This is a genomic window from Streptomyces sp. NPDC008238 (assembly GCF_042956445.1).
Taxonomy (GTDB): domain Bacteria; phylum Actinomycetota; class Actinomycetes; order Streptomycetales; family Streptomycetaceae; genus Actinacidiphila.
Genome location: NZ_JBIBGK010000001.1, coordinates 491173 through 517413, shown reverse-complemented (window position 1 = coordinate 517413; position 26241 = coordinate 491173). Strand labels below are relative to the sequence as shown.

At 73.3% G+C, this 26241-nt stretch carries 20 protein-coding genes; 10 read left to right on the top strand and 10 right to left on the bottom strand.

All coding sequences use genetic code 11. The features are described 5' to 3' along the window. Nucleotides 1–177 precede the first annotated feature (177 nt). Entirely contained in the window at nucleotides 178–1515 is a 1338-nt protein-coding gene (locus ACFZAU_RS02390) for a DMT family transporter (protein ID WP_500550698.1), read from the bottom strand. A gap of 102 nt (nucleotides 1516–1617) precedes the next feature. On the opposite strand from ACFZAU_RS02390, the gene ACFZAU_RS02385 reads away from it, so the two are divergent. Further along, nucleotides 1618–2538, top strand: coding sequence for a LysR family transcriptional regulator (locus ACFZAU_RS02385; protein WP_500550697.1), 921 nt, complete (start codon nucleotides 1618–1620; stop codon nucleotides 2536–2538). 7 nt (nucleotides 2539–2545) lie between these two features. Here the strand turns inward: ACFZAU_RS02385 and ACFZAU_RS02380 are convergent, their stop codons facing one another. Beyond that, the gene (locus ACFZAU_RS02380; protein WP_500550696.1) at nucleotides 2546–3238 is read right to left on the bottom strand and encodes a hypothetical protein; all 693 of its coding nucleotides are present in this window, start codon (nucleotides 3236–3238) and stop codon (nucleotides 2546–2548) included. A 104-nt stretch (nucleotides 3239–3342) separates the two neighbouring features. Here ACFZAU_RS02380 and ACFZAU_RS02375 point away from each other — a divergent pair, with 104 nt between their 5' ends. The 4 genes from ACFZAU_RS02375 to ACFZAU_RS02360 all read left to right on the top strand — a co-directional run bounded on the left by ACFZAU_RS02375 (nucleotide 3343) and on the right by ACFZAU_RS02360 (nucleotide 6684). Continuing rightward, a complete protein-coding gene (locus tag ACFZAU_RS02375) occupies nucleotides 3343–4236 on the top strand; it encodes an aminoglycoside phosphotransferase family protein (protein ID WP_500550695.1) in 894 nt (297 codons plus the stop codon). 164 nt (nucleotides 4237–4400) lie between these two features. Beyond that, nucleotides 4401–4775 (top strand): roadblock/LC7 domain-containing protein, encoded by a 375-nt coding sequence (locus tag ACFZAU_RS02370; RefSeq protein WP_499605430.1) that lies wholly within the window; start codon nucleotides 4401–4403, stop codon nucleotides 4773–4775. 202 nt (nucleotides 4776–4977) lie between these two features. Continuing rightward, nucleotides 4978–5352, top strand: a complete 375-nt coding sequence (locus tag ACFZAU_RS02365; RefSeq protein WP_500550694.1) for an ArsR/SmtB family transcription factor — start codon at nucleotides 4978–4980, stop codon at nucleotides 5350–5352. 45 nt (nucleotides 5353–5397) lie between these two features. After that, on the top strand, nucleotides 5398–6684 hold the full coding sequence (locus tag ACFZAU_RS02360) for an ATP-binding protein (protein WP_500550693.1): 1287 nt from the start codon (nucleotides 5398–5400) through the stop codon (nucleotides 6682–6684). A 201-nt stretch (nucleotides 6685–6885) separates the two neighbouring features. Here the strand turns inward: ACFZAU_RS02360 and ACFZAU_RS02355 are convergent, their stop codons facing one another. From ACFZAU_RS02355 to ACFZAU_RS02335, 5 genes are all read right to left on the bottom strand, one after another. After that, nucleotides 6886–8721 carry an alpha-galactosidase D gene (locus ACFZAU_RS02355; protein WP_500550692.1) on the bottom strand — a complete coding sequence of 612 codons (1836 nt, stop codon included), beginning with the start codon at nucleotides 8719–8721 and terminating at the stop codon, nucleotides 6886–6888. A gap of 61 nt (nucleotides 8722–8782) precedes the next feature. Further along, nucleotides 8783–9706, bottom strand: a complete 924-nt coding sequence (locus ACFZAU_RS02350; RefSeq protein WP_500550691.1) for a carbohydrate ABC transporter permease — start codon at nucleotides 9704–9706, stop codon at nucleotides 8783–8785. Next, nucleotides 9703–10671 carry a carbohydrate ABC transporter permease gene (locus tag ACFZAU_RS02345; protein WP_500550690.1) on the bottom strand — a complete coding sequence of 323 codons (969 nt, stop codon included), beginning with the start codon at nucleotides 10669–10671 and terminating at the stop codon, nucleotides 9703–9705. The genes ACFZAU_RS02350 and ACFZAU_RS02345 overlap by 4 nt, the downstream gene beginning before the upstream one ends. Nucleotides 10672–10691: 20 nt before the next feature. Further along, the gene (locus tag ACFZAU_RS02340; protein WP_500461829.1) at nucleotides 10692–12005 is read right to left on the bottom strand and encodes an ABC transporter substrate-binding protein; all 1314 of its coding nucleotides are present in this window, start codon (nucleotides 12003–12005) and stop codon (nucleotides 10692–10694) included. An 8-nt stretch (nucleotides 12006–12013) separates the two neighbouring features. Then, nucleotides 12014–13189 (bottom strand): ROK family transcriptional regulator, encoded by a 1176-nt coding sequence (locus ACFZAU_RS02335; protein WP_500550689.1) that lies wholly within the window; start codon nucleotides 13187–13189, stop codon nucleotides 12014–12016. A 179-nt stretch (nucleotides 13190–13368) separates the two neighbouring features. Here ACFZAU_RS02335 and ACFZAU_RS02330 point away from each other — a divergent pair, with 179 nt between their 5' ends. From ACFZAU_RS02330 to ACFZAU_RS02320, 3 genes are all read left to right on the top strand, one after another. Further along, entirely contained in the window at nucleotides 13369–15507 is a 2139-nt protein-coding gene (locus ACFZAU_RS02330) for an alpha-galactosidase (protein ID WP_500550688.1), read from the top strand. 193 nt (nucleotides 15508–15700) lie between these two features. Further along, complete coding sequence (locus tag ACFZAU_RS02325) at nucleotides 15701–19645, top strand: S8 family serine peptidase (RefSeq protein WP_500550687.1); 3945 nt, start codon at nucleotides 15701–15703, stop codon at nucleotides 19643–19645. A 244-nt stretch (nucleotides 19646–19889) separates the two neighbouring features. Beyond that, a complete protein-coding gene (locus tag ACFZAU_RS02320; protein WP_326570877.1) occupies nucleotides 19890–20093 on the top strand; it encodes a cold-shock protein in 204 nt (67 codons plus the stop codon). A gap of 657 nt (nucleotides 20094–20750) precedes the next feature. Here ACFZAU_RS02320 and ACFZAU_RS02315 read toward each other — a convergent pair. After that, complete coding sequence (locus tag ACFZAU_RS02315) at nucleotides 20751–22748, bottom strand: AfsR/SARP family transcriptional regulator (protein ID WP_500550686.1); 1998 nt, start codon at nucleotides 22746–22748, stop codon at nucleotides 20751–20753. Nucleotides 22749–22884: 136 nt separating this feature from the next. Between ACFZAU_RS02315 and ACFZAU_RS02310 the strand changes: the two genes are divergently transcribed. Both ACFZAU_RS02310 and ACFZAU_RS02305 read left to right on the top strand, forming a co-directional pair. Next, on the top strand, nucleotides 22885–23766 hold the full coding sequence (locus tag ACFZAU_RS02310) for an alpha/beta fold hydrolase (RefSeq protein WP_500550685.1): 882 nt from the start codon (nucleotides 22885–22887) through the stop codon (nucleotides 23764–23766). A 95-nt stretch (nucleotides 23767–23861) separates the two neighbouring features. After that, the gene (locus tag ACFZAU_RS02305) at nucleotides 23862–24497 is read left to right on the top strand and encodes a DsbA family oxidoreductase (protein WP_500550684.1); all 636 of its coding nucleotides are present in this window, start codon (nucleotides 23862–23864) and stop codon (nucleotides 24495–24497) included. A 48-nt stretch (nucleotides 24498–24545) separates the two neighbouring features. Here the strand turns inward: ACFZAU_RS02305 and ACFZAU_RS02300 are convergent, their stop codons facing one another. Both ACFZAU_RS02300 and ACFZAU_RS02295 read right to left on the bottom strand, forming a co-directional pair. After that, nucleotides 24546–24734, bottom strand: coding sequence for a bleomycin resistance protein (locus ACFZAU_RS02300; RefSeq protein WP_500461822.1), 189 nt, complete (start codon nucleotides 24732–24734; stop codon nucleotides 24546–24548). A 96-nt stretch (nucleotides 24735–24830) separates the two neighbouring features. Further along, a complete protein-coding gene (locus tag ACFZAU_RS02295) occupies nucleotides 24831–26030 on the bottom strand; it encodes an epoxide hydrolase family protein (RefSeq protein WP_500461821.1) in 1200 nt (399 codons plus the stop codon). Nucleotides 26031–26241 lie beyond the last annotated feature (211 nt).

Below are 26241 nucleotides of genomic sequence, written 5' to 3'. Positions count from 1 at the left end.
CCCGTGCTGGAGACCGGAACCACGGACGGCTTCACCCTCTGGCCGGTGGCCGAGTGGGAGCCGTTCACCTTCATGCCGCTGCACGGCGGGCTGTCGACGGCCGAGTTGGGCGCGGCCGTGATGACCGTCGCGGCGTACAACGGCATGGAGGCGGACGATGCGGACCTCCCCGGCCGGTCAGGGGATCCGGTGGAGGCCTTCCCCCTGGGGCTGCTGTCCGAGGAGGACCTCCGGTCCTCCGGCGGCTTGCGGATCACCGACCCCGTAGGCGGGGGCGTGCTGCTTCCCGGCTGCTGCTGCGGCCTGGAGGACTGGCGGGAGACATGGCTCGGCGTCCTCGCCGGCACCGGTGACACGTGGCTCGGCCACGACCCCTGGCCGCTCGCCGAACGGCGCGGCGACGTCGTCCGTCTGACCGTCGATGCGAAGCAGGACGACGGTCCGGCCTTCGAGGTGGCCGCCGACGTCCTGCGCCAGGGGATCGCCGGCGCCGAGCGGGACCTGGCGGCGTTCCTCCGTGCCTGCGCCGGCTGGGCCGCGTCGCGTCTGCCCGGGCACGCCCCCGCGGTCGTCGCCGCGCTCGCCCGCGCGGTCGGCATGCCGCCACCGTCGTAGCCGTGGTCCCCGCGACCGCGTGAGCCCGACCCCGGCGAGGACGACCAGCATGCCCGCCGCCGTCCTTCCGCCCACCGGCTCGCCGAGCACGAGGGCGCCGAGCCCCACCGACACGACCGGGAGCAGGTAGCCGACGGTGGCCGCGTCGGTCGCGCCCTCGTCGGCGATGACGCGCACCGTCAGGTGGAAGGTGACTCCGGTGCACAGGACGCCGAGGACGAACACCGCGACGACCGGACGCACCGTCAGCGCGATCCCGCCGGTGCCGGTCGCGAGGAGGGCCGGGACGCTCAGCACGGTCGCGGCGCTCAACTGCGCGGCGGCGAGCGGGAGCGTGCCCGTACCCGCGCCGACGAGCCTGCGCCCCATGTAGGTGAAGGCCAGCGCGTAACTCGCCGCCGCGCCCAGCAGGGCCAGGGCGCCCCAACCCGGCAGACCCGAACGGTGCCAGGGGGCGAAGATCAGCAGGACGCCCGCGAAGCCGGCGAGCAGCCCGCAGAGGCGGGGTCCGCGGATGCCGCGTTCCGTGCTCAGGGCGAGGCCGATGAGCAGCGACCACAGCGGCGTCGTGGCGTTGAGCACGCCCGCGACGCCGGAGTCGACGCTCTGCTCGCCGACGCCGAACAGGAGGAAGGGCAGCGCGTTGCAGAGCAGCGCGGCCAGTGTGATCCGGCCCCACAGCACCCGTCCGCGCGGCAGACGCAGACCCGCACGGCGGCACAGGAGGAGCAGCAGGGCCGCGCCGGAGGCGCAGCGCAGGAAGGTGACCCAGGCGGGCGGCAGCCCCTCCAGTGCGATCTTGATCCAGAGGAAGGTCGACCCCCACAGGAGGGCCAGCACCCCCAGCCGCAGCAGCGCCCTCGCGCCGCCACCGCCACCGCTTCCGGACTCCCCGGACATCCCCGCCTCCGCTCGTCGCAACGTCACCGTCCCCCGACGTTCCCCCACCGTGTTCTGGTACGACAAGCGAAAGTTCACGGAGCTACCGTTAAGCTGGGCTACATGCTCGACGTGCGCCGCATGCAGGTCCTCCGGGCGGTGGTGACCAGCGGCTCGGTCACCGCGGCCGCCACCCACCTCGGTTACACGCCCTCGGCGGTCAGCCAGCAGATCGCCGTCCTGGAGCGGCAGGCCGGGATCCCGCTGCTCGAACGCGTCGGACGCGGCGTCCAGCCCACGCCCGCCGGACTGCTGCTCACCGAGTACGCCGCCCGCATCGGCAGGGAGGTGGCCGAGGCCGAGACGGCGCTCGCCGACCTGCGCGCGGGCCGCAGCGGCCGGCTGACGGTGCGCTACTTCCCCACGGCGGGAGCGGACCTGGTCGCCCCGGCGGTCGCGCGGCTGCGCCGTGAGCATCCGGGGGTGCGGATCGACCTCGGCCTGGTCGACCCCGGCGATCCGCTGCCGGAGGTGGAGAAGGGCCGCGCGGACCTGGCGATCGTGGTGCGGCCGCGAGGGCAGGGCCGGGAGGGGCTGCGCCTGGTGCACCTGCGGGACGACCCGTACCGGGCGGTCCTCCCCAAGGGCCACCGCCTCGCCGCGAAGCGGGTGCTGGACCTCACCGACCTCGCGGGTGAGCCGTGGGTGGGCAGCGAGTCCCCGGACGGTTCGTGCCTGGAGCTGATCCTCCAGGCGTGCGCCGCCGCCGGCTTCAGCCCCGACGTCGTCGTGCAGAGCGAGGACTACGCCACCACCCAGGGGTTCGTGGCCGCCGGTCTCGGGGTGAGCCTGCTGCCGCTGGCCGCCCTGGCGCACCACCACCCCGGGGTCGTCGTGCGCAAGGTGCGCGGCCCGGAACCCGTCCGCGCGGTCCACGCCGCGGTGCGCGAGACCTCGCTGCTGCAACCGGCCCTGCTGGGGCTGCTCGACGCGCTGCGGGACGTCGCACGAGGCACGGCCGCGGCGGACCCCGCCCGCCTCTGACAGACCGTCACATACGCTCTCGCGGGTAGCCGATGCCCTCGATGTCCTCGGCCAGCTGCGCGAGCGTGACCTCCGCGTTCAGCGTCGCGACGACCTCCGCTGTGAGCGGACGCAGCGCCTTGACGTGACGTACCGCGTCGAGGTCGACCGGCACCTCGTAGTAGTCCTCGGCGAAGGCGCGGAACGCCTCGGGGGAACGGTCGGTCAGCAGCTCGAACAGGTACGAGGCGCCGTCGGCGTCCTCGCGGTCGGCCGGCAGGTCGACGGAGCCGTGCCGCCACGCGTCGTCCCCGGGGCCGCGCCACAGGCAGACGGTCGCGACCGGCACCCCCTCCTCGTCGCAGAACGCCGGCTCCTCCACATACGCGCGGAAGGCCTCGGGCACCTCGTCGACGACGCCCGGCCAGGGCTCGTGGTCCTCCGAACCGTAGGGGCTGACGGGCGACTCGTGGTCGAAGCCGCGGATGAAGGCGCCGGCGGCGGAGAACACGATGGCGTACTCGTCGCCCGACCCGTTGCGCAGGGAGGCCATCTCCTCGTCCGCGTCCCACACGGCGTCGAAGGAGTGGTAGCGCCTCTCCCACTCCGGGCTGAGGATCGCCTCGAGCATCGCCAGGGCGCGGCAGTGGTCGCGCAGTTCGGCGATGGAGGGCAGGAGCGGGGCAACATCATGGACGGTCACGCGCACATCCAAGCCCATGGCCCCGCCGGCCGCGCACCCGGGGGCCGGGGCGCGGAAATCCGTTGCCGCGCCCGCCCCCCGTCGGCCCATCATGGTCGGCGCGACCACTCCGGAAGGCGGACATGCACCCACACACCCCGAACGGCGACCGGTCCGGGACCGGCACGGCCCTGGTACGCCGGTTGCTGCGCGCGCAGTTCCCCCACTGGGCGGACCTCCCCCTCACCGCCACGGAGTCGGCCGGCACCTCCAACGTCACGTACCGCCTGGGCACGGACATGGTGGTGCGGCTGCCCAGGACCGCGGGCGCCGCGGACGACGTGGCGAAGGAGCACCAGTGGCTGCCGCGGCTCGCGCCGGCGCTCCCCACGGCCGTTCCCGCGCCCCTCGGCAAGGGCGCGCCCGCCGACGGGTACCCCTGGCCGTGGTCGGTGTACGGGTGGCTGGAGGGCGAGCACCCCTCCGTGGGCCGTGTCGCCGAACCCGGCCCGCTCGCCTGGGATTTGGCGGCCTTCGTCGCCGCCCTGCAGCGCGTCGGCCCGGGCGGCGCGCCGCCCGCGTACCGCACCGGGCCCCTTTCCGCGCGCGACGGAGAGACGCGTTCCGCCATCGACGCGCTGCGCCCGGAGGTCGACCCCGCGGCGGCCCGCGCGGTGTGGGAGGCCGCGCTGGCGGCTCCGGAACGGCAGGGGCCGCCGGTGTGGGTGCACGCGGATCTGCAGCCGGGCAACCTCCTTGTGGCGGACGGCGGGCTCAGCGCCGTCATCGACTTCGGCTGCGCGGGTCTCGGCGACCCCGCCGTCGACACCATCGCCGCCTGGTACGTGCTGCCCGCCGAGGGTCGCGCCGCGTTCCGTACGGCACTGGGCACCGACGAGGCGACCTGGGCGCGCGGTCGCGGCTGGGCGCTGTCGATCGCGCTGATGGAACTGCGGCACTACCGGGACACCCACGAGCGGATGGCGTCCATCGCCCGGCACGTCCTCGGCGAACTCCTCGCCGCCGGGGAACGCTGAACCGTACGGGCGGCGCATCCTACCCCGGGGCCGTGGGGCCGCTCGCCCGCATCGGTGATTCCCCCACGGGACGCGTCACGTTCAGTAGCTTCTCCGTCACCAACCGGGGTGGCGGCGCGCGGACGCGCGGACGCCTGGAGAGCGACGGCAAGGAGCGGACGCCGATGGCGAATGTGGAGACCTCCCTCAAGGAGACGATGACGTCGATCGAGGGCAGCGTGGGTGCTGCCCTCGTCGACTACACCAGCGGGATGGCGCTGGGCACGATCGGTGGCGGCAAGGACCTCGACCTCACCGTCGCGGCCGCCGGCAACACCGACGTGGTCCGCGCCAAGTCACGGACGATGAAGGAACTGGGCCTCAAGGAGGAGATCGAGGACGTCCTGATCACCATGGACACGCAGTACCACCTCATCCGGCTGCTCAAGAGCCGTGACGGCAACGGCCTGTTCCTCTACCTGGTGCTCGACCGGCGCAACGCCAACCTGGCGATGGCCCGGCACCGCCTGCGGCGCATCGAGGCCGATCTCGAGCTGTAGCCGCCGGTCCTTCCTCGGGGTCCCGTGTGCCCGGGAATTGAAGAATCCTTCAATTCGGCACATCCTGATCCGCACAAGCACGGCGGTGCACGGGCCCCCGAGGGGGAAGGATTGGACGCAGCATCGCGCCGGTGGGAGCGGGGGAGCCGCCGCCGGCGGGTGCGGGAAGGGCCGTCGGAATCCGGGCAGGAGCGATCAGACGATGCAGGTACCCCTGTACCAGGCCAAGGCGGAGTTCTTCCGCATGCTCGGGCACCCCGTGCGGATCAGGGTCCTGGAGCTGCTCCAGAACGGCCCGGTGCCGGTGCGGGACCTGCTGAACGAGATCGAGATCGAGCCGTCGAACCTGTCGCAGCAGCTCGCGGTGCTGCGCCGGTCCGGCATCGTGGTGTCGATACGCGAGGGCTCCACCGTCAGCTACGCCCTCGCCGGTGGGGACGTCGCCGAACTCCTGCGCGCGGCCCGCCGCATCCTCACCGAACTGCTCGCCGGCCAGACGGAGCTGCTCGCCGAACTCCGCCAGGTCGACGCCCCGGCCGCCCGCGCGGAGGAGCAGGTCAGCCACCCCGCCGGCTGAGCGTTCCGGCGCCGGCTGGGCCAGAATGGTCGGGAGGTGAGCGCCATGACGCCTTGGCGGGTTCGTGATCTGGAGGAAGGCGACCTGGACCAGGTCGTGCGGATCTGGGAGGAGTCGCGCGACACGGCCGAGGATCCCGCGGTGACCCTCGCGGAGGTGGTCGGGGCGCTGCGCGTGGGGGCGCCCGCGGTGGTGGCGGTGGTCGGTGACCGGGTCGTGGGGGCCGCCGTGTCGTCGACGGCCCAGGAACGCGCCTGGGTGCTGCGACTGGCCATCGCCCGGCAGTGGCGGCACCACGGGATGGGCTCGGCGCTGCTGGCCGCCCTGGAGGAGAGCCTCGGCCAGACCGGGGTGCGCCGGATCGGGGCGCTGTTGCCGGCGGGCGAGGTCGGCGAGCAGGCGTTCCGGAACTCGGGCTACTCCTTCCGCCCCGGGCTGGGCTACTTCGAGAAGCTGCTCTCGGCCGACTCCGCGGAGGCCATGCTGCTGGACCAGCTCGGTGGCGCGGTCCCGGAGGAGGGGCTGTGGGACCGCATCGCGGGCATGGCCGCGGAGAAGACGCTCATCGAGCGGCGGCTGGTGCTGCCGCTGGAGAACCCGGGGGTCGCGGAGCGCTACCGCCTCGTCCCGCCGCGTGCCGTGGTCCTGTTCGGTCCGCCGGGCACGGGCAAGACGACCTTCGCGAAGGCGGTGGCGTCCCGGCTGGCGTGGCCGTTCATCGAGGTGCTCCCGTACCAGCTGGCGGAGGACGCGCACGGGGTGGCGGACGGGCTGCGGCGGTTGTTCGCCCGCGTCGAGCACCTGGAGCAGGTGGTGCTCTTCTTCGACGAGGCGGAGGAGATCGCCTCGGAGCGGCAGGACCCGTCCACCCTGGCCCACCGGGTGACCAACGAGCTCCTGAAGCTCATCCCGCAGTTCCGGCGCGGCGAGCGCCGGCTGCTGATCTGCGCGACCAACGCGGTGCGCTCGCTGGACCCGGCCTTCCTGCGCCCCGGCCGCTTCGACTTCCTGATCCCGGTCGGCCCGCCGGACCCCGCGGCCCGCCGGGCCATCTGGGTCCGCTACATCGGACCGGACCGTGTCACGGACATCGACCTGGACGCGCTGGTCGAGGCCAGCGACCGCTTCACACCGGCGGACATCGAATACGCGGCCCAGGCCGCCGCGCAGACCGCCTTCGAACGGCACCTGGCGACGGACCCGCGCACCACGGCGGATCTGACGCACCGCACCGAGGACTACCTGCAGGCCGTCGCCCGCACCCGCACCACGCTCACGACGGAGGACATCCGCGCCTTCGACCACGACCTGCGCTCCGCCGCACGCGTGTGAGGCCCGCGGGGCCCGGTGGACGGCGGTGAACGCTCCGCGCCAGGTTCGTGGCCGAAACCGGCGGACATCCGCGATGTGCGGGCGGCGTCCCCCCTCGGGGCCCTATGGTGATCGTGGGTCGGCAGATACGCGCTCCCCCGTCCGTGTCTGCCGGCCCGCTCTGTCTTGGGGGGCCCGGCGGGTGCCGGGCCCCGAGGGACGTCAGGACAGCTCGGGGACGTCGATCCGGTCGATGTCCGGGGCGTACCCGGTGCCGCTGTCGAAGGTGACGGTGTTGGCGCCCGCCTTGAGCGTGACGGGGACACTGACCGTCTCGACGGTGCCCCAGTCGCCCGTGGAGGCGAACCTGTGGGCGGTGGCGGCGCCGCCGTTGGCGGAAACCTGGACGGTGCGGGCGTCACCGCCCACGTAGGCGACGTCGACCAGGTAGGTGCCGGCCCTCTTCACCACGACGTCGCCGAAGGTGAGCGAGCCCCCGAGGTAGAGGTTGCCGGCCTTGCGGCCGCCGGAGCAGGCGGAGCAGTCGGCGAGGGAGGCGTTGCCGGCCAGGGTGTTGCCCGGGGCCTCCGCCTCGTAGCCGGTCGTGCGCACGGCGGGGCCGCGCGGGGTGACGGTGAACAGGCGCGAGCCGTGCGCGGGGAGGGACGCGGTGACCTTGTCCTTGACCGCGCCCAGGTTCTCGTGGTTCCACAGGTCGCGGACGAGGGCGCGGCCGGAGAAGCCGAGCGCGGTCCAGTCGGCGGTCACGGCGGCGGGGGCGTCGCCGAGGTTGAACAGGGCGACGGTGTAGCTGCCGTCGACGTTCCTCGCGGTCCAGACCTGCCGGTCGCCGGCGGGGGTGACCGGGCGGGCCGGGCGGGTGCCGGACTGGTTGAGGGCGATGACCTCGCGGTTGGTCAGCAGGGACAGCCCGTAGTCGTCGAGGCGGGTGAGGTCGTCACCGGTGTACAGCGGGGACTTGGCGATGGCCCACAGCGTCATGTAGGTCTGCCGCTCGGCCTTGGTGAGGCCGTCCATCCTCCCGTTGCCGACATCGAGGGAGTCCAGGTCGTTCCAGCCGCCGGGACCGCCGTGCCGGCTCCACGCCGCCGCGTCGTCGAAGCGGTCGTCGACCGAGTTCTCCCAGCTGACGAGGGTGTCGCAGTAGCACTCGACGTCGGTGTCGATGCGCCAGCCGTTGGAGAGCTTCTTCCAGTCGGCGACGTGGCCGATGTCCAGCGACCAGGACAGTTCGAGGTGGATGGTGCGGCCGGTGGCGGCGATGGCCTTCTGCCAGGCGGCGATGTCGGCGCGGTTGTCGTAGTTGTCACCGCTCTTGAAGGAGCCGGGGCCGACACCGTCGATCTTCAGGAAGTCGTAGCCCCAGTCGGCGATCATCCGCGCCTGGGAGTCGACGTACTTCTGCGCGCAGGGGTTCGAGAAGTCGATCTTGTAGGAGCTGTCCCAGCCGTTGGTGGTGCGCAGGTCGTCGTAGACGATGTCGGCGGTGGTGCAGTCGGTGGTGTTCCAGATCGGCAGCTTGCCGTCGCCGTACCCCTCCTTCTCCAGGCCGACGGGCAGGTAGATGCCGGCCTTGAGCCCCTTGCCGTGGATGTGGTCGGCGACCGCCTTCATGCCGCGCGGGAAGCGCTCCGGGTCGGGGGTCTGCCGGCCGTACGCGTCGAACTCGGGCTTCCAGCTCTGGTCGCGCCACCAGCCGGCGTCGAGGTTGACGTAGTCGTAGCCGTACTTCTTCAACTTGGCTGCGAGGGCGTCGGTCTGCTTGAGGACGTTCGCCTCGGTCAGGTAGCTGTAGTCGCCGGTGGGGTTGAGACCGGGGTACTTCGAGGACTGCATGCTCCAACTGGACCAGCCCATGTAGGGCTTGGCCGCGACCTTGTGCGCGGCGGCGGTCGTCGCGGCGGGCGCGGCAAGCCCGGCGTCCGGGCCGGTCGCCCCGGCCGCGGGGACGGCCGCCGACACTCCGGCGGTGAGGGCCAGGACGAGCAGCGTCCTGGCGGCGGTCGAGGACAGGGGGGAGCGCGAGGGTGACCGCATGGGTCGGGCCTCCTGGGGGTGGGGGGTACGGCGGGTGGGGGGTGTGCCGGGCCTGGCGAGGTCAGCCCTTGCCGGAGCCGATGGTCAGGCCGCTGATGAACTGCCGCTGGAGCGCGAAGTACACCAGCAGGGTGGGGATCGCCGTCATCAGGGCGCCGGCGGCGATGAGGTTGGGGTTGGTGAAGTACTGGCCCTGCAGGTTGGCCAGGGCCGAGGTGATGGGCCGCTTGTCACCCGTCTCGATGAGGGCGAGCGGCCAGAAGAAGTCGTTGTAGATCCAGATCGACTCCAGGGTGGCCAGCGCGGCGAAGGCCGGCCGGCACAGCGGGAGGATGATCTGGAAGAACTGCCGCCACACCGGGGCGCCGTCGACGAGGGCGGCCTCGGAGATCTCGCCCGGGATCGTCTTCATGTAGTTGCTCAGCACGAAGGTGCAGAAGCCGCACTGGTAGGCGATGTGGATGGCGATGATGCCCCACGTCGAGTTGTACAGCAGCAGCGAGTCGCTCATCCACGCCGGCAGCGGCACCAGCAGGTAGAGCCGGTAGAGCGGGGTGATCAGCACCTGCGCGGGCAGCAGGTTGCCCGCGGTGAAGAGCATCAGCAGCGCGATGTTCCACCGGAAGTCGAAGCGGGAGACGAAGAAGGCGACCGCGGCGGAGAACAGCAGGGTGCCCAGCACGGACGGGACGGTGATGAGGACCGAGTTCCAGAAGAAGTGCGGCATGCCGGACTGGTTCCAGGCGTCGGTGTAGTTCTGCAGGCTGATCCCGCGCGGCCAGGACAGGTAGCCGTGCTTGCTGGTGTCCGCGTAGGGGCGCAGCGAGGTGTACACGGCCCACAGCAGTGGCAGCAGCCACAGCAGCGCGATGGTGGCGAGCATCAGGTGGCGGCCGGTCTGCCGCGGGGGCTTCGAGGCGCCGCCGTGCGGCGGTTCGTCGCGGGGGCGGGCCGGGGTGACGGGCGGGGCGGCGGTCGTGGTCACCGGTCCTCCTTGCGGAAGGTCTGGACGAGGAAGGTCCCGATGGCGGCGAGGGAGACCAGGAGCAGGACGACCGCGAGGGCGGAGCCGTAACCGATGTGACTGGACTCGCCGATGATGTTGTCGGTGATGAGCAGCGACAGCAGTTCCATGCCGGGCTTGCTGCCGACGCCGCCGCCGAGCACGTAGACGACGTCGAAGGCCCGCAGGGACTCCATGACGGTGACGACGAGGATGATGACGTTGACCGGCTTGAGGGCGGGGAAGACCACCTTCAGGAAGGTCTGGCGGCCGTTGGCGCCGTCGAGGGCGGCGGCCTCCTTCAGGGCCGGGTCGAAGCCCTTCAGCCCGGCCAGGTAGAGGATCATGATGTAGCCGGTGTGCCGCCAGGCCGAGGCGACCAGGACGGCCCACAGGTTGAGGTCGGGGTCGCCCAGCCAGTCGATGTGGTGGCCGGGGGCCGCGGCGGCCAGGATCCCGTCCAGCAGGCCCGTGTCGGGGTTGTAGATGATCTCCCAGATGAGACCGACGACGGCCAGCGAGAGCACCATCGGCAGGAAGATCGCCGTCTGGTAGACCCGGGTGAAGCGGAGCTTCCGGTCGAGCTGGTAGGCGAGGAAGATCCCGAACGGGGTGGGCAGCAGCGCGGTGAAGAGCAGCCAGATGACGTTGTGCCGCACCGCCGGCCAGAACGGCGGGTAGTTGGTGAGGATCTGGTGGTAGTTGTCGAGCCCGACCCAGTGGATGTCGGACAGGTAGATGCCGTCCCAGCTGGTGAAGGACAGGCCCATGGAGGCCAGGGCCGGCAGCCAGACGAAGACCAGGAGGGCGAGCAGCGGCACCCCGATGACGACGGCCAGGAAGAGCCGGTCACCGGGACCGAGCCGGCGGGGGCGGCGCCGGGGCGCCGGGGTGGCGGGGGCCTGCGGCCCGGGGACGGGGGGTGCGGTGGGGGACGCGGAGGGCACGGTGAACCTTCCCGGTCCGGTCAGGAGGTGAAGAAGCGCGAGCGCTGCGACTCGATGCGCTTGAGCAGGGCGGCGCCGTCGTCCGGGTGGCCGAGCCACTGGGTGAGTCCGGGCAGGACGACCGTGGAGATGAACCCGGGGTCGCTGTCGCGGTCGGCGAACTGGGTGATGTGCTTGGCGGAGGCGATGAGTTCGGCGGACTTCTTCTGCAGCGGGTTGTAGGAACCCGTGTCGGCCTGCGCGTGGACGGCCACGTTGCTGGGGTCGACCCCCATGTAGAGGCCCTCGGCCTTGGCGCCGCCGAGGAACTCCAGCAGCTTCTTGGCGCCCTTCTCGTTCTTGGGACGGCGGCTGAGCATGAAGCCGTCCGTGGGAGCCTCGACGGCGTCCTGGCCGTTGGCCGGGTCGATCTCGGGGAAGGGGAAGAAGTCGATGTCGGCGCGGAGCGCCTCGTCGGAGACCTGCTGGCCGAGGAAGAGGCCGATGACCGCCATGCCGGACTTCTTGTCCAGCAGTGACTGGGCCGCGTCCTGCCAGGAGCGTCCGCCGGCGCCCTGCTGGTAGTAGGGGCTGATCTCGCGCCACAGGTCGAGGGTGGTGGCGGCGCGCTTGTCGGTCCAGGAGACCTCGCCCCGCATCAGGGACATGTGGAACTCGTAGCCGTTGGCCCGCAGGTTGAGGTAGTCGAAGGCGCCGAGGATGCTCCAGGCGTCGCCGCCGCCGTAGCCGGAGGCGATCGGGGAGAGGCCGTCCTTCTTCATCCGCTTGGCGAGCGCGGTGAACTCGGACCAGGTGCGGGGCACGGTGTAACCGCGCTCCTCGAACAGGCTCTTCCGGTAGAAGACGCCCCAGGGGTAGTTGTACAGCGGGACGAAGTAGAACTTGCCGTCCTCGCCGCGGGAGAGCTGCTTGGTGGCCTCGCTGAAGCCGCCGCCTATCTTCTCCCACACGTCGTCGAGCGGGGTGGCCAGGCCCTTCTTGGCGAAGTACTGCATGCGGTATCCGGCGAACCAGGTGAAGACGTCGTCCGGAGTGCCCTGCAGGTAGCTGGAGATGCTCTTCTGGAAGCTGTCGTGGTCGACGGTGTTGGTCTTGACCGTCAGGCCGCTCTCCTTGGCGAAGGCCTTGGTGACCGCGGCGTAGGCGGACTTGGGCGTGGCGTCGGCCCCGTTGGACCCGAAGGTCACCGTCTTGGGGTCGGCCGTCGCTCCCCCGCCGCAGGCGGTGAGGAGGGGGGCGGCGAGCGTCGCGGCCCCGAGCCCGAACAGTCCGCCGACCACGGTGCGGCGGCTGGGCTGAAGCGCGGTCGGGACGGTGCGGCTCTGCAGCGTCATCGCTACTCCTAGTACGTGTCTGATCTGATGAAGGACTGGATCGCGGTGGCCGCGGCCCCGCGCGCCCACTCCTCGAAGGGCAGCGGCCGCGTCCGCAGGTCGCACTGCCCGGCGGTGCCGAAGGCGGAGGCGGCGAACGCCTCGAGGATCTGGTCGGCGAACAGGTCGTGGGCCACCAGGCCCTCGCCCGAGATGATCACGCGTTCCGGGCCGAAGAGGTTGGCCACCGAGCCGATGGCCCGGCCGATCGCCTCGCCGGCCCGCGCGTACACCTCCCTGGCCCCCGGGTCTCCCCCGTGGGCCAGTCGCAGCGCCTCGGCGGCGTCGGCCACGGGGGTGCCCGTCGCCTCGCGGACGGCGCGGACGATGGCGGGGTCCGCCGCGATCGCCTCCACGCACCCGCGGTTGCCGCAGTGGCACAGGGGTCCCGCCGGGTCGATGGACAGGTGGCCGATCTCACCGGCCACCCCGTACGCGCCCGAGACGACGCGCCCGTGCACGACGAGGCCGCAGCCGATGCCGGCGCCGACCGTCACCACGGCGAAGTCGGACAGGCCCACGCCGGCGCCGAACCACTGCTCGGCGACGGTGAGCGCCCTGACGTCGTTGTCGACGGTGACGGGCAGGCCCGTGGTCATCCCCGCCAGTTCGGCCAGCGGGACGTCGCGCCAGTCGAGGAACGGGGAGTAGCGCACCACGCCGCCGGCCCGGTCCACGTCACCGGAGACCGCGATGCCCAGGCCGCTGACGGCGACGCCGAAGCCGTCCGCCTCCGCCAGCAGTTCGTGCACCAGCGCGGCCGCCGACTCCAGGACGGCCCTGGGGCCGGGGGCGGGCAGCGGCACGTGGCGGGAGGTGCGGATCCGGCAGCACAGGTCGGTGAGCACACCGATGATCTCGTCCCCGGTGATCTTGAGGCCGATGAACAGCGCCCGGCCGCCGTCCACCCGTACGGGGTTGGCCGGCCGTCCCAGGGAGGGGCGGGCCTCCTCGTCCACGTCCTCGACGAGGTAGCCGGCCTCGATCAGCGGCCGGACCGCCTTGGTGACCGCGGCCGCGGACAGCCCGGCACGCCTGGCGACCTCGGTGCGGGTGAGCGGACCGTGGCACAGGACGGTGGTGAAGATCTGGGCGGCGGCCGGCGTGTGGGCCGGGAACGCCTCCCCCGGCAGGATCGAGCGCATGGCCGGGAACCTAGGTGGGTTCTTTTCTGCTGTCAATAAAAGAATCAAGGTTCCTCGGAAGTTGCCTCCATGAGGTGCCCTCAGCTTGAAAAGGCCGGATCAGGGTGGGTGTTGACATCTGATCCAAGGTAAGGATTGGCTGCCGACTGTTCCCCAGCACCACCCGAACGTGAGGACCCATGCCCGTGATCTCCCATGCCCCGGACACCGGGATCTGGCTGCTGAGCACCCCGCGCACGTCGTACGCGCTGCGCGTCGACGCCACCGGTGCCCCCTGCCATGTCGCCTGGGGCCCGCGGCTGACCCTCGACGAGGCCGCGGAACTCGCCGTCCCCCCGGGGCCGGACGCGAGCAGCTTCGAGGGACGGCCCCCGGTGGGCGAGGAGCTCCCCGTCGACGGCGGGGCCCGGTTCGGGCCGCCCTCGCTCCAGGTCCGCTTCGCCGACGGGACCCGGGCCTTCGAGTGGCTCCCGGTGGGACACGAGGTACGGGAACCGGCGCCCGGCACGGCGGAGTTGTCGCTGCGGTTCCGCGACCGCGTCCACCCGCTGGAGGTCACCCTGCGGTACCGCGTGCACGACGACAGCGACGTCATCGAACGCAGCACCGTCCTGCGCAACGCGGGCGACCGCGAACTCACGCTGCTCCGGGCCGACTCCGCCGCCTGGAGCCTGCCGCCGCTGCCCGGCTACCGGCTCAGCCACGTCACCGGCCAGTGGTCCGCCGAGAGCCGGCTGCGCCGGGACCGGCTGCCGTACGGCGAGACCGTGCTGACCAGCCGCCGCGGCATCACCAGCCACCACGCCAACCCCTGGGTGATGCTCGACGCGGGCGACGCCACCGAGACCCACGGCCGGGTGTGGAGCGCCGCGCTGGCCTGGAGCGGCAGTTGGCGGATCACCGCGCAGCGCACGCACGACGGCCGGGCCGGCTTCACCGGGGGCGCCGGGCACGACGGGACGGGCCTGCCGCTCGCCCCCGGCGAGGAGTTCAGCACGCCGGTCTTCGCCGCCGTGTTCACCGAGGGCGGCTTCGGCGCCGCCAGCCGCGCCTGGCACGCCCACACCCTGGCCCACGTCCTGCCGCACCCGCGGGAGATCGCGCCGGTGCTCTACAACTCCTGGGAGGCCACCGGCTTCGACGTCGACGAGGCCGGCCAGGCGGCGCTCGCCGCGCGGGCCGCCGCGCTGGGCGTGGAGCTGTACGTCGTCGACGACGGGTGGTTCGGCGCCCGGCGCGACGACCGCGCGGGCCTCGGCGACTGGACCCCGGCCGCCGACCGCTTCCCCCGCGGGCTCGCCCCCCTCGCCGACGAGGTGCACCGGCTCGGGATGCGCTTCGGGCTGTGGGTGGAGCCGGAGATGGTCAACCCCGACAGCGACCTGTACCGCGCGCACCCGGACTGGGTGCTGCACGTCCCCGGCCGGACCAGGACCGAACTGCGCAACCAGCTGGTCCTCAACTTCGCGCGGCGGGACGTCGCGGACTGGGCGTACGGCTGGCTCACCCGGCTCGTCGCCGGGAACGGCGTCGACTTCCTCAAGTGGGACATGAACCGCGCGTTCAGCGAGGCCGGCTGGCCCGGCCGCGAGGACGGCGCGGACCGGCTGTGGACGGGGTACGTGCACAACCTCTACGGGGTGATCGACCGGCTCCGCGCCGACCACCCGCGGCTGCGGATCGAGTCCTGCAGCGGCGGCGGCGGCCGGGTGGACCTCGGCATCCTCTCCCGCACCGACCAGGCGTGGCCCTCGGACAACACCGACGCCGCCGACCGCGTGGCCATCCAGCACGGTTACGGCCAGGTCTACCCGGCGCGCACCATGGCCGCCTGGGTGACCGACGTGCCGAACCAGCTGACCCACCGCACGGTGCCGCTGCGCTTCCGCTTCCACGTCGCCATGGCCGGCCTGCTGGGCATCGGCGGTGACCTCGGCCGCTGGTCCGAGGAGGAACTGGCGGCCGGCGCCGAGCTGGTGGCCGAGTACAAGCGGGTCCGGCACCTCGTCCAGCACGGCGCGCTGCACCGGCTGCGCGAGGGCGGCGACGAGGGTCCCACGGTGGTGGAGTACGCCGCCCACGACGGGAGCGAGGCCCTGGTGCTGGCCTGGCAGAGCGTCCGGCGGCACGGCGGTCCGCAGGGTCCGGTGCGGCTGGGCGGCCTCACGCCCGGCGCCCGCTACCGCGACACGCGCACCGGGACCGTGCACCACGCGGCCGTGCTCGGCGGGTACGGGTTCACGCCGGACCTGCCGCCCGGGGACTGGGCCAGCACGGCGGTCCACCTGGTCCGCGGCGCGGAGCGGGACGAGGAGTGACCGCCCGGCGGCGTGCCGCGCCCCGCGCATGTGGGCAACTGCACAAACCCGCAGCTCCCGGAGCTTGTCCGGTGTGACGTGGCACCGTCAAGGTGAGCTCCGTCCCGCGTCCCGAAGTCCCGCCGGCCCTCTGCACGTTCCTCACCCGATCATCGAAGGGCGTTGCATGTCCCACCGCTTCAGACGAGCACGCTTGACGGCGCTCGCCGCCCTGTTGTCCACGATCGCCGCCGCACCTTCCGTCGCCCACGCCGCGGATCCGGACGCCCCGGCGTCCCGGTCCGCGGCCCAGGCGGCTCCCGCGGCGCACTCCCTCACCCTCTCCGACGGCTCCGTGCTGCGCTGGTCCGACGACGGGTCGGGCACCCTGACCCGCAAGGACGGCACCACCCGGGCCTTCCCCGTGGTGGCCCCCCAGGGCCGCAGCGCGTTCGGCGACCCGCTGACCCCCTCGCCCGGGATACTCCAGGCCAGGGCCGACGCCGCCGCGCTGACCCCGTACAGCGTGGGCGCGTCCACGGGCGCCCGCTCCGCGGTCCGCCCCCGCACGATGAACTCCGGCGCCGTGCGGCTCCCGAAGGAGGTCCTCGCGGCCGTCGGGGGCATGGGCGACCGGAGCGCGGCCCGCACCACCGCCCCCTCGACCGCCGCCAAGGACCTGCCCGCCAACGAGGGCCTGACGACGTCCTTCCAGTCGTACCTCAACGCGGGCGGCGTCAACGCGGTCGGTGCCTTCCAGGACACCGCGACTTATCTGCGCGCGCTGCCCGGCGAGGGCCAGATCGTCACCAACGTGTCGCTGGGCGACCTCACCGACCAGGGCATGGCCGACGCGGGCGACGAGTACGTGCGCCTCAACGGCCCCACCACGGTGCTCCGTGACGGCAAGCGCTACCTGGACTTCCCCTCCCTGCCGCTGATACCGACCTTCACCAGCGACAACAAGGGCCGTCTCGACCCCGCCGGCAGCATCGAGGGCCAGGACCCCAACCTCGCCGAAGTGCTGCTCGACTTCTCGATGATGGCCCCGCTGCCGCACGACCGGCAGCGCCCCGAGGCCACCGGCAGCGGCGCCACCGACCTGCTGGGCATCGCGCCCGGCGCGCAGTACCGGCTGGTGATCCCGGAGGAGCCCTCCGCGGTGGGCATCGCGGCGGCCCTGCGGGCCGCGGCCGCCCAGAAGCCCCGGCCGGACGTCATCACCGCGAGCCTCGGCTTCGGCACGGACGGCTCGATCGGCTTCCCCTCCCGGTGGCTGGAGGACGACCCCGAGATCAGGGACACCCTGCGCTCCATCGTGGACTCGGGGATCGTGGTGGTCGTGTCGTCCAACGACGGCACCCGCCTGGGCCTGCCGGTGTCCGTCGGCCCCGACGGCGGCAGCACCCCGACCGACCTGACGTCGAGCAGCCGCGCGCAGACGTCCATCGACGACGTCGCCCCCACCACCACCCCCACCCTGGTCCGTGACACCGGGGTGATCGCCGCCGGCGGCACGACCGTCGACGACACCCTGAGCTCGGACGACGTGCGCACCGCGGTCTACCCGACGACCCGCTACAACGGATCGGCCGGCTACTCCTCGGGGTTCGGCACGCGGATCGACCTGGCGGCGCCCGGCGACAACCTGCCCTCGCTGATCCACACCCCGGAGGGACCGGGCGTGGTGCTCAACGGCGGCACCTCCGCCTCCGCCCCGATGATCGCCGCCGCGGCGGCCAACGTGCTGGCGGCCGCCGAGGCGACCGGCCAGGAGCTCAGCCCCCGCGAGGTCAGGAAGCTGCTCGTCGACACCGGCCGCCCGATCGCCCAGCCCCCGCAGGCCGACCGGGAACTGCGGATGGGCCCGCAACTGGACGTCACGGCGGCGGTCGAGAAGGTGCTCGCCGAGCGCCACGACCTCACCCCCGCCGCGGTACGGCTCTCCGTCGCCGAGCGCCAGTTGCTGTCGGTGAGCCCGACGACCTCCTTCGTCGAGGCCACCGACCCCTCCGCCATCGACCTGGCGGGCCCCGCCGACGCCTGGGGCAACCCGTCCGGGCAGAACGCCGTCTCGCCGATCACCTTCGGCCTCGACCTCACCGGCGCCCACCGGAAGCTGACGTACCGTCTGCGCGTCGGCGACCACGGCACGATCCCGTCCGCGGGCCCCAGCCTGCGTGTCCTGCCGCGTGAGCTGCTGGGCGCCGCCGGCCTGCCCCTGGCCTCCGGCGAACCGCGCTCGGTACAGGTGACGTTCGAGGCGCTCTCCGGGAACAAGGTCGTGGCCTCGACCGGCAAGCGGCTCACCTTCGGCGCCGCCGACGGCACCTATGTGCAGCCCAAGGCCCCGACCGCGCCCGGCTCCTCCCCGCTGGGCAAGCCCGTCACCGTGCACTACGACCTCACCGGCCTGCGCGACGCCACCGCGCCCGAGCTGGTGCTCTCCTCGGTCGGTCACTGGACGCCCTTCACCACCAGCGACAAGTGGCGTGCCCAGTGGCGCACCCCGCTCACCGGCACCAAGGGCACGGTGACCATCCCCGCCTCGGCCTTCGAACCGGGTGGCGCCGGGCTCTACGGCATCGGCGTCACGCTCTACGACGGCCAGGTCTTCGGGGACTTCCGTGCCCTGCGCGTCGGACCCGGCGCCGACCAGCGGCCGCAGGCCCCGCTGCTGGGGCAGGGCACCTCCGCCACGGCACACGCCGTGGAACTGAGCCGGCCGGCACCGAAGCTCACGGTCGCCTGGGACGCCTCCTCGGTACGGCACGCCGACGGCGCCGCCATCGAGTTCCTCACCCCGGCGCCCACGCTGTACGGGGCGCTCAACACCGCCACCAACCAGAACGGCAGCGGCCGCGACGACAACGGCGTCGACCACGCCTCCACCCTGCTGCGGCCCCTGCCGTCGGTGAAGGGCCGGACGGTGCTGGACCTGAAGGCGCTCGGTCTGCCGACCGGACTGCAGTACCCGGTCCGGATCCTGCCCACCCGGAACGGCAAGCCGGTGGGGCAGGCGTCGCCCACGTCGTTCCTGCAGTACCTCGACGGCGACACGGTCTCCGGCACCCTGGAGAACATCGAGGTCAGCGGCGGCAAGGCGCTGCTCGCCACCGACGAGTTCACCGAGGGCGAGGACGGCTGGATCCATCTGGCGGCCTCGGCCACCACCGCGTACTCGCTCAAGGACGGCACCCTCGGCACCACGGTGTCCCGCGAGACCGGCACCTCGATGATGCAGGAGGTGCTGGGGGCCGATCCCGGCACGGGACACACCCTCATCGGCCACCGGCCGTTCGACGGCGGCGTCCTCCCCGAGGTCGACCTGCGCGACACCGCGACGGGTGGGCGTGTGAGGCTCAGCACCCTCGACCCGGGCACCGGTTCGACGTCGGTGTACTACCAGGGCGGGGTCGTCGACCCGGCCCGTCACCGAGCGGCCGTGACGACCTTCGACGGGGTCACCGGGGTCGCCTCGCTGTGGACCGTCGACATGACCAACGGCAAGGTCTCCGCGCCGATCGCGCTCAACGCGGACAACCCGGGGCGCGCCTTCGGCAACGTCTCCGTCGACGCGTCGACCGGCACCTTCTTCGTGGCGACCACCGGCACCATGGGGCCCTGCCTGTCCGGGCGCGTCCCCTACTGGGCCGTCTCGGTCGACGCCGGCACCCGCGAGGTGTCGCCGCTGACCACCATGCCGGCCTGCACCGCCGGGCTGCTGCCCGACGGCAAGGGCGACCGGGTCTACGTCGCCGCGGGGCCCGCCACCCCCAGCTACACCACCGGCGAGTTCCCCACCGCCACCTGGCGCGCGGCCGACCAGGAGAGCCTGGCCACCGGTGCCCCGGCCGACCTGGGCACCCGGGGCGTCATGTGGCCGGCGCTCGACACCCGGCACCACGTCGCCGTCGTCGCCCACCTCTACGAGGAGGCCACGACCGGCGACAACAACGCCCTCAGCGAGATCACCGTCCTCGACCCCGACACCGGCAAGGTGCTCTCCCGGCACCCCGTCGCCAACCTCGTCAACTCCACCCTCAGCACCAGCAACTTCGACTTCACCAGCCGGCGCGGCCTGTTCCTCGACCCCGCCACCCGCACGGTCTTCCTGGTGAACCCCTGGGCCAACGGGCTCCAGCGCCTCACCTACTGACCGACGGCCCACGGGGCCGGGTCCGCCACGCCCGACGCGTGCCGGACCCGGCCTCCCGGTCGTCCCCCAGCAGGTGTGTTAGGTTGATCGCGTTGCAGTTTTGGTACCCATGAACTTCTTGTGCACCTGCCGGGATGCGACCGCAGGTGCATTTTTTGTTTTTCCGGTCCTTCCGGAGGGGTCATTGCGGCGACGGAAGTCCGCAAAGTGCGGCCTTCGTTTACTGCTCCCTAAGGAGATCCCCATGGCGACCGGTACCGTGAAGTGGTTCAACTCGGAAAAGGGCTTCGGCTTCATCGAGCAGGACGGCGGCGGCGCCGACGTCTTCGCCCACTACTCCAACATCGCCACCCAGGGCTTCCGTGAGCTCCAGGAGGGCCAGAAGGTCAGCTTCGACGTCACGCAGGGCCAGAAGGGCCCGCAGGCCGAGAACATCCTCCCGATCTGACCCCTCGGGAAAGCAAGGGGCCGGCACCTCACGAGGTGCCGGCCCCTTCGCGTTCGGGGCCACCGGGGCCGGGGCACGGCGGCCTGCCCGCCGCCGCCCAGGCGCCCCGGGGCCGAGGCCCGCTTCCCGGAGCGAATCGGCGACGCGGCCCGATGGCGTCCACCGGCCCCACGGTGAGCAGACCGCCGCCGGCGCCCCCGATTCGGCCCGCTCTACTCTTTTCGGGACGCCCGGCCGCCGGGGCTCCGGCATCGGCTGCGCGGCGAACGTGCGCGGCAACGCGCGGGGGAACCGGCCTGCAGGGGCACGGTGGCCGGCCCACGGTGAGCAGACTGCTGCCGGCGCCCACGAGTTGACCGGCGGCGGGAAGCAGCCGGGCGGGCGCGGCAACGCACGGGGGAACCGGCCCCCAGAGGCCTACCCGGTGAGGGCCGCGGTGATCGCGGCGAGGTGGCGGTCCACCCGGCCCACGGTGAGCAGACTGCTGCCGGCGCCCACGCGTTGACCGCACGGCGGACATGCGCGGCAACGCGCCGAGGGCGCTGCTGAACGACACGCCGTCCAGGCGCACCCGCGATCGAAGCCCGGATCCGGGAGCGAATCGGCGACGCGGCCGGGCGGGCGCGGCAACGCGCGGGGGAACCGGCCCCCAGAGGCCTACCCGGTGAGGGCCGCGGTGATCGCGGCGAGGTGGCGGTCCACCGGGCCCACGGTGAGCAGGCCGCTGCCGGCGCCCGCGAGTTGACCGGCGGCGGGGAGCAGCCGGGCGTGCACTGCCTCCAGGGTGTCGCGGTCGCCGAGTTCGACGGCGAGCACGGACTGCAGGCAGCTCAGGGCCTCGTACAGCAGGTCGGGAGGTGGCTCGGGCAGGGCCCGGAGGGTCGTCAGGGCCTCGGCGCGGCGGTCGGCGCGGAGCAGGAGGAACGGGGCGGCCCACGGCCGGTAGGGACCCCAGTCGGCGGCCGGGTCGGCGCGTTCGGCGATCCGCGCCACCGGGAGGGTGCCGTCGGCCACGTCGAGGCAGAGCAGCGCGAGCGGGAGCAGGCCCCGTTCGACGCCCGGCATCCCCGCGCCCTCCAGCCGTGACGCGGCGGCCCGGTAGGCGGCCTCGGCCCGCGGTCCGCCGCCGGAGGCGGCCGTGCGCAGCGCGCGGTACCACTGGGTGAACACGCCCGCCAGGGGCAGTTCGTGGTGCGTGGCGAGGACGTCGACCTCGGCGGCGTGCACATCGGCCCCGGCGAAGTCGGCGAGCGCGCTGCGGGCCTGGAGGCGGATCAGGTGCCCGAGCACCTCGTACGTCGTCAGGCCGTGCCGCCGGGCCAGCACCACCAACTCCGCGCCGACCGCGTCCCGGAGCGGCGCGAGGCCCGCCCGGGTGCACGTCTGCATGAACACGCCGTTGAGGGCGAACGCGAGCAGCGCCGGGTCGTCGAGCCGGCGGGCCGTCTCCTCGGCCTGCCGCGCCGCCTGCGGGCCGCGCGGGGAGCGGATGCCGCGCGACTCCACCGCGACCGTGGCCAGCAGCCGGCAGCGGGCCGCCTCGTGGCCGGCCCCGGCGGGCAGGGCGGCCAGGGTGCGCTCGGCGGCGGCGACGATGCGCCGGGCCTGTTCCGGGTCGTCGCCGCGGGTCCAGATCGCGGGCACGTCGTACGCGCCGATGACCCGCGCGGTCAGCTCCGGGTCGCCGGTCTCCTCCGCCGCCTCGACGGCGGCCAGGCGGTGCTCCCGGGCGGCCTCCAGGCCCCCGCCCCCGGTCAGCGCGAGATTGCGGAGCAGGCCCACCGTCGACTCGAGACGAGCGCGGGCCCCGGCGCCGACCGTGCGGTCGTACGCCTCGGCCGCCCGCGTCCACACCCGGGCGGCCGCGTCGGCCGGGTCGGCCGGCGGGGGCCCCTGCGGGTCAAGGCGCGGGTCCTGGGCGAGGACGTCCGCCTCGAGGCGGCGCAGCGCAGGTCCCGGGTCGAGGCCCAGGCCCTGGGCGAGCATCGCCCGGGCCCGGCGCAGCACGGCCAGCGCGTCCACCTGGCGACCGGAGCGGTACAGCGCGAGCGCCAGCAGCCCCCAGGCGTCCTCCCGCCACGGGTGCTCGGCCAGGTGCGCGTCCAGGTCGGGCACCGCCTCGGCCGCCAGGCCGAGTTCCAGCCGGGCCACGGCGCGCCGTTCGACCGTGCGCAGCCGCAGTTCCGCGAGACGGGAGCGCTCGCCGCGGGCCCACTCGCGGTGGGCGTACTCGCCGTACGAGGGGCCGCGCCACAGGTCCAGGGCCTCGTCGAGGCGGGCCAGCGCCCGCGCGGGCGGCAGTGCCGCGGCGGCGTCCACGGCGGCCTCGAACCGCCAGGCGTCCACGGTGTCCGGGTCCGCCCGCAGCGCGTAGCCCGTGCCCGCGGTGACCAGCAGCCGGGCGGGGGACCGGGGCCGCCGCTCCGGCTCCAGCTCGCGGCGCAGCGCCCCGACGAAGGTCTGCACGGCCCCGACGGCACCGGCGGGCGGCTCGTCCCACAGGTCCGCCACCAGGCGGGACACTGGGACGACGCGGCGCCGTGCCACCAGCAGCCGGGCCAGCACCTCCCGGTGCCGCGGGCCCTTGAGCGCGAGCGCACGACCGTCGCCGTCCCAGGCGACGACCGGCCCGAGCACTCCGAACACGACCCGCACCCTGCCCACCTCTCCGGCCGTCCTCCCCGCTGCCACGGTACGCGCTGACCGGTTGCTGATTCGCGGGCGGAAGGCTCGGGACGTCCGCCACCGGCGGGCACTCCCCTCCCCCGACCACGGAACGAGACGGCACACCATGACACCCCCCGTCATCCCCGGCTTCGCCCGGCACCGCGTCCCCGTCGCCGACGGCGTCGCCCTCAACGTCGCCGTCGGCGGCTCGGGCAGCCCCGTCGTACTGCTGCACGGGTTCCCGCAGACCCACCTCATGTGGCGGCACGTCGCCACCGACCTGGCCGCCGACCACACCGTGATCTGCCCCGACCTGCGTGGCTACGGTGCCAGTGACAAGCCGGCGCCCACGGACCCCCACACGTACGCCAAGCGCACCATGGCGGCGGACGTCGTCGCGCTGGCCCGCGCGCTCGGGCACGAGCGCTTCGCGCTCGCCGGCCACGACCGCGGCGCCCTGGTCGCCTTCCGTGCCGGGCTGGACCATCCCGACGCGGTCAGCCGGCTGGCCTGCCTCGACGTGCTGCCGACCCTGGACATGTGGGACGTCCTCAGCGGCGCGGACGCGGCCGTCGCCTTCCACCTGTACCTGATGGCCCAGCCGCCGGGCCTGCCCGAGGAGATGATCGCCGCCGCCCCGGACGCCTTCTTCGGCCACTTCCTCGACGCGTGGAACCGGTCCCCGGAGGCCGTGCCGCCCGCGGTGCGCGCCGCGTACCTCGACGCGTCCCGTGCGGCCGTCCCCTCGATCGTGGCCGACTACCGTGCCTCGGCGACCGTCGACCTCGACCACGACCGGGCCGACCGGGCCGCGGGCCGGCGGCTCGGGATGCCGGTCGCGGTCCTCCAGCAGGACTGGGGTGCCGCCCTCGGTTACGACGCCCGCGCCCTCTGGGAGGCCTGGGCGCCCGGCCTGACCCACACCACGGTCGGCTGCGGCCACTTCATGGCGGAGGAGGACCCGGAACTCGTGGCCTCGGCGCTGCGCGCACTCGTCGCCTCCTGAGCCCGCGCGGCCGCGGGAGTGGCCGGGAAGAAATGCCGGGAGCATTTGCGTTACAGTAAATGCATGTAATGCAATAGCCCCGCGAGGAGGACCGGATGTCCATGTCCCCCGCCCCCACCCCCGCGCCCGGGACCGGCTCGCCGGCGCCCCTCGCGACGGCCGAGCACTGGTTCGACTTCATCTGCCCCTACTGCTACGTCGCCCAGGACCGCTCCCGGATCCTGCGGGAACACGGGATCCACGTGGTCGGGCACGCGCTGCCGATCCATCCCGAGATCGGTCCGGGCGGCATACCGGCCGGCCCGCGCACCGGCCCCGGGTACGCGTTCCTCGCCCGGGAGGCCGAGGCGGCGAACCTGCCGCTGCGCTGGACGGACCGCATCGCGGACTCCCGCCCGGCCCTCGCGGCCCACGAGTGGCTCGCCGCGACCTCCCCCGAGGCCGCCGACCGCTTCGCCGCCGCGGTGTTCTCGGCGAACTTCGCCGACGGCCTCGACATCGAGTCCCGGGAGCTGCTGCTCTCCCTCGCGGCGGAGGCGGGCGGCGACGCGGCGGGGCTGCGTGCTGCCTGGGACACCCCGGCGCCGGCTGCGGCGCTGGCCGCGGCCAGGTCGCTCGCCGCGCGGTACGGCGTCCATGCCACGCCCACCTGGGTCTCCGGCCGCCGCGGGATCGCCGGACTGCGGCCCCGGGAGTGGTTCCGGGACTGGGCCGCGACGCTCACCTCCTGAGCCCCGGCGGGGCGGACGCGAGCACCTCGCGTCCGCCCGGGCGCCGCCCTACTCCGCCAGCGCCTCCATGTGGGCCGCGGCGTCGCGGGCAGCCTCGTCCGGCGTACGGCCCTGCTCACGGGCGTACAGGTAGGCGGCGTACCAGTCCCACCAGTGGTGTTCGGGCGCGCTCGCCTCGTAGGCGCCGTGGCGCTCCTCGGTCTCGTGCAGGAGCCCGGCCAGGGTCGGGACGTCCATGGGGAACCTCCTCCTCGCTCTGTCGTGGGGGCCCGGAGTCCCACCGTCCGCGAGGACGGTGGGACTCCGCAACCCGGAACGCGGACCAGCTCGTGACTAGCGCATCGGGCGGAAGCCGGTGCGGACCTCGTCGACGAACAGCTCGGGCTGCTCCCAGGCGGCGAAGTGCCCGCCCTTGGGGAGCCGGTTGTAGTGGACCAGGTTCGGGTACGCCTGCTCGGCCCAGCTCCTGGGGGCCTGGTACAGCTCGTCGGGGAAGACGCTGACGGCCACGGGCAGCTTGACGCCCTTCGCACCGAAGAACGGAGTCGTGTTCTCCCCGTACAGGCGCGCCGCGGAGACCGCGGTGTTGGTCAGCCAGAACAGGGTGATGTTGTCCAGGACGTCGTCGCGGGTCAGGCCCTCGCTCACGCCGTTGAAGGAGCGGGTGATCAGCTCCAGGCTGGCCTTGTCGTGGTCGAGCAGGAAGGCCGCCAGGCCCACCGGGGAGTCGGCCAGGGCCGTCAGCGACTGCGGGCGCGAACCCATCATGTACGCGTAGTAGACGTGCCGGTAGACGAAGTCGAGCTGCTCGACCGCGGCCTTCTGCTCGTCGTCGGCGAGGACGACGTCGGCGGGCAGCGGGTTGCCCGCCACGATCGCCTCCTCGATGGCGGGCGGGATGACCTTCGGCATGTTGGTGTGGATGCCGACCAGGCCCTCGGGCTCCTGCACGCCCATGAGGTCCGTGACGACGGCGCCCCAGTCGCCGCCCTGCGCGACGTACTTGGTGTAGCCCAGGCGCTTCATCAGCTCGCCCCAGGCGGCGGCTATGCGCTCCGGGCCCCAGCCCTTCGCGGTGGGCTTGCCGGAGAAGCCGTAGCCCGGCATCGAGGGGATCACCACGTGGAAGGCGTCGGAGGCGTCGCCGCCGTGGGCCGTCGGGTCGGTGAGCGGCTCGACGATCTTCAGCTGCTCGACGACCGAGCCCGGCCAGCCGTGCGTCACGATCACCGGCAGGGCGTCCGCGTGCTGGGAGCGCACGTGGATGAAGTGGATGTCCAGCCCGTCGATCTCGGTGATGAAGTGCGGCAGCGCCTTCAGCTTCGCCTCGACCTTGCGCCAGTCGTACTCCGTCGCCCAGTACCGCGCCAGCTCCTTGACCGTGGCGAGCTGGGTGCCCTGGGACTGGTCGCCGACGGTCTCCTTCTCGGGGAAGCGCGTCGCCTCGATGCGCGCACGCAGGTCCGCGAGGTCCGCATCGGAGAACTCGAACGTGAACGGACGGATCTCCGGGGTCTGCGGAGTGAAGGACATATGGGTCTCCTCGTCGTGTACGGCGACCCTGCGTCGCCGCTCACCCAAAGTGACCCGAAAGGGGCGGGCGTCGCCCCAGGGAAAACCCCGGGGATCGCCCCGGGACCGGGACCCCGGGTGGGGCGGCCGATCCCCGGGGGGCATCACGGACAACCAACCCGATATAGCTCGAATGCACTAAAATGAGCACGTCACGCAGGAGATCAGGAAG

Excerpts from the sequence above, each read along its gene's own strand:
- ACFZAU_RS02335 (WP_500550689.1), bottom strand. The coding sequence starts at position 13,189 with ATGCGCTCGATCCTGCCGGGGGAGGCGTTCCCGGCCCACACGCCGGCC.
- ACFZAU_RS02375 (WP_500550695.1), top strand. The coding sequence starts at position 3,343 with ATGCACCCACACACCCCGAACGGCGACCGGTCCGGGACCGGCACGGCC.
- ACFZAU_RS02305 (WP_500550684.1), top strand. The coding sequence starts at position 23,862 with ATGTCCATGTCCCCCGCCCCCACCCCCGCGCCCGGGACCGGCTCGCCG.
- ACFZAU_RS02300 (WP_500461822.1), bottom strand. The coding sequence starts at position 24,734 with ATGGACGTCCCGACCCTGGCCGGGCTCCTGCACGAGACCGAGGAGCGC.
- ACFZAU_RS02360 (WP_500550693.1), top strand. The coding sequence starts at position 5,398 with ATGACGCCTTGGCGGGTTCGTGATCTGGAGGAAGGCGACCTGGACCAG.
- ACFZAU_RS02355 (WP_500550692.1), bottom strand. The coding sequence starts at position 8,721 with ATGCGGTCACCCTCGCGCTCCCCCCTGTCCTCGACCGCCGCCAGGACG.
- ACFZAU_RS02380 (WP_500550696.1), bottom strand. The coding sequence starts at position 3,238 with ATGGGCTTGGATGTGCGCGTGACCGTCCATGATGTTGCCCCGCTCCTG.
- ACFZAU_RS02310 (WP_500550685.1), top strand. The coding sequence starts at position 22,885 with ATGACACCCCCCGTCATCCCCGGCTTCGCCCGGCACCGCGTCCCCGTC.
- ACFZAU_RS02295 (WP_500461821.1), bottom strand. The coding sequence starts at position 26,030 with ATGTCCTTCACTCCGCAGACCCCGGAGATCCGTCCGTTCACGTTCGAG.
- ACFZAU_RS02320 (WP_326570877.1), top strand. The coding sequence starts at position 19,890 with ATGGCGACCGGTACCGTGAAGTGGTTCAACTCGGAAAAGGGCTTCGGC.
- ACFZAU_RS02390 (WP_500550698.1), bottom strand. The coding sequence starts at position 1,515 with ATGTCCGGGGAGTCCGGAAGCGGTGGCGGTGGCGGCGCGAGGGCGCTG.
- ACFZAU_RS02370 (WP_499605430.1), top strand. The coding sequence starts at position 4,401 with ATGGCGAATGTGGAGACCTCCCTCAAGGAGACGATGACGTCGATCGAG.
- ACFZAU_RS02385 (WP_500550697.1), top strand. The coding sequence starts at position 1,618 with ATGCTCGACGTGCGCCGCATGCAGGTCCTCCGGGCGGTGGTGACCAGC.
- ACFZAU_RS02365 (WP_500550694.1), top strand. The coding sequence starts at position 4,978 with ATGCAGGTACCCCTGTACCAGGCCAAGGCGGAGTTCTTCCGCATGCTC.
- ACFZAU_RS02330 (WP_500550688.1), top strand. The coding sequence starts at position 13,369 with ATGCCCGTGATCTCCCATGCCCCGGACACCGGGATCTGGCTGCTGAGC.
- ACFZAU_RS02340 (WP_500461829.1), bottom strand. The coding sequence starts at position 12,005 with ATGACGCTGCAGAGCCGCACCGTCCCGACCGCGCTTCAGCCCAGCCGC.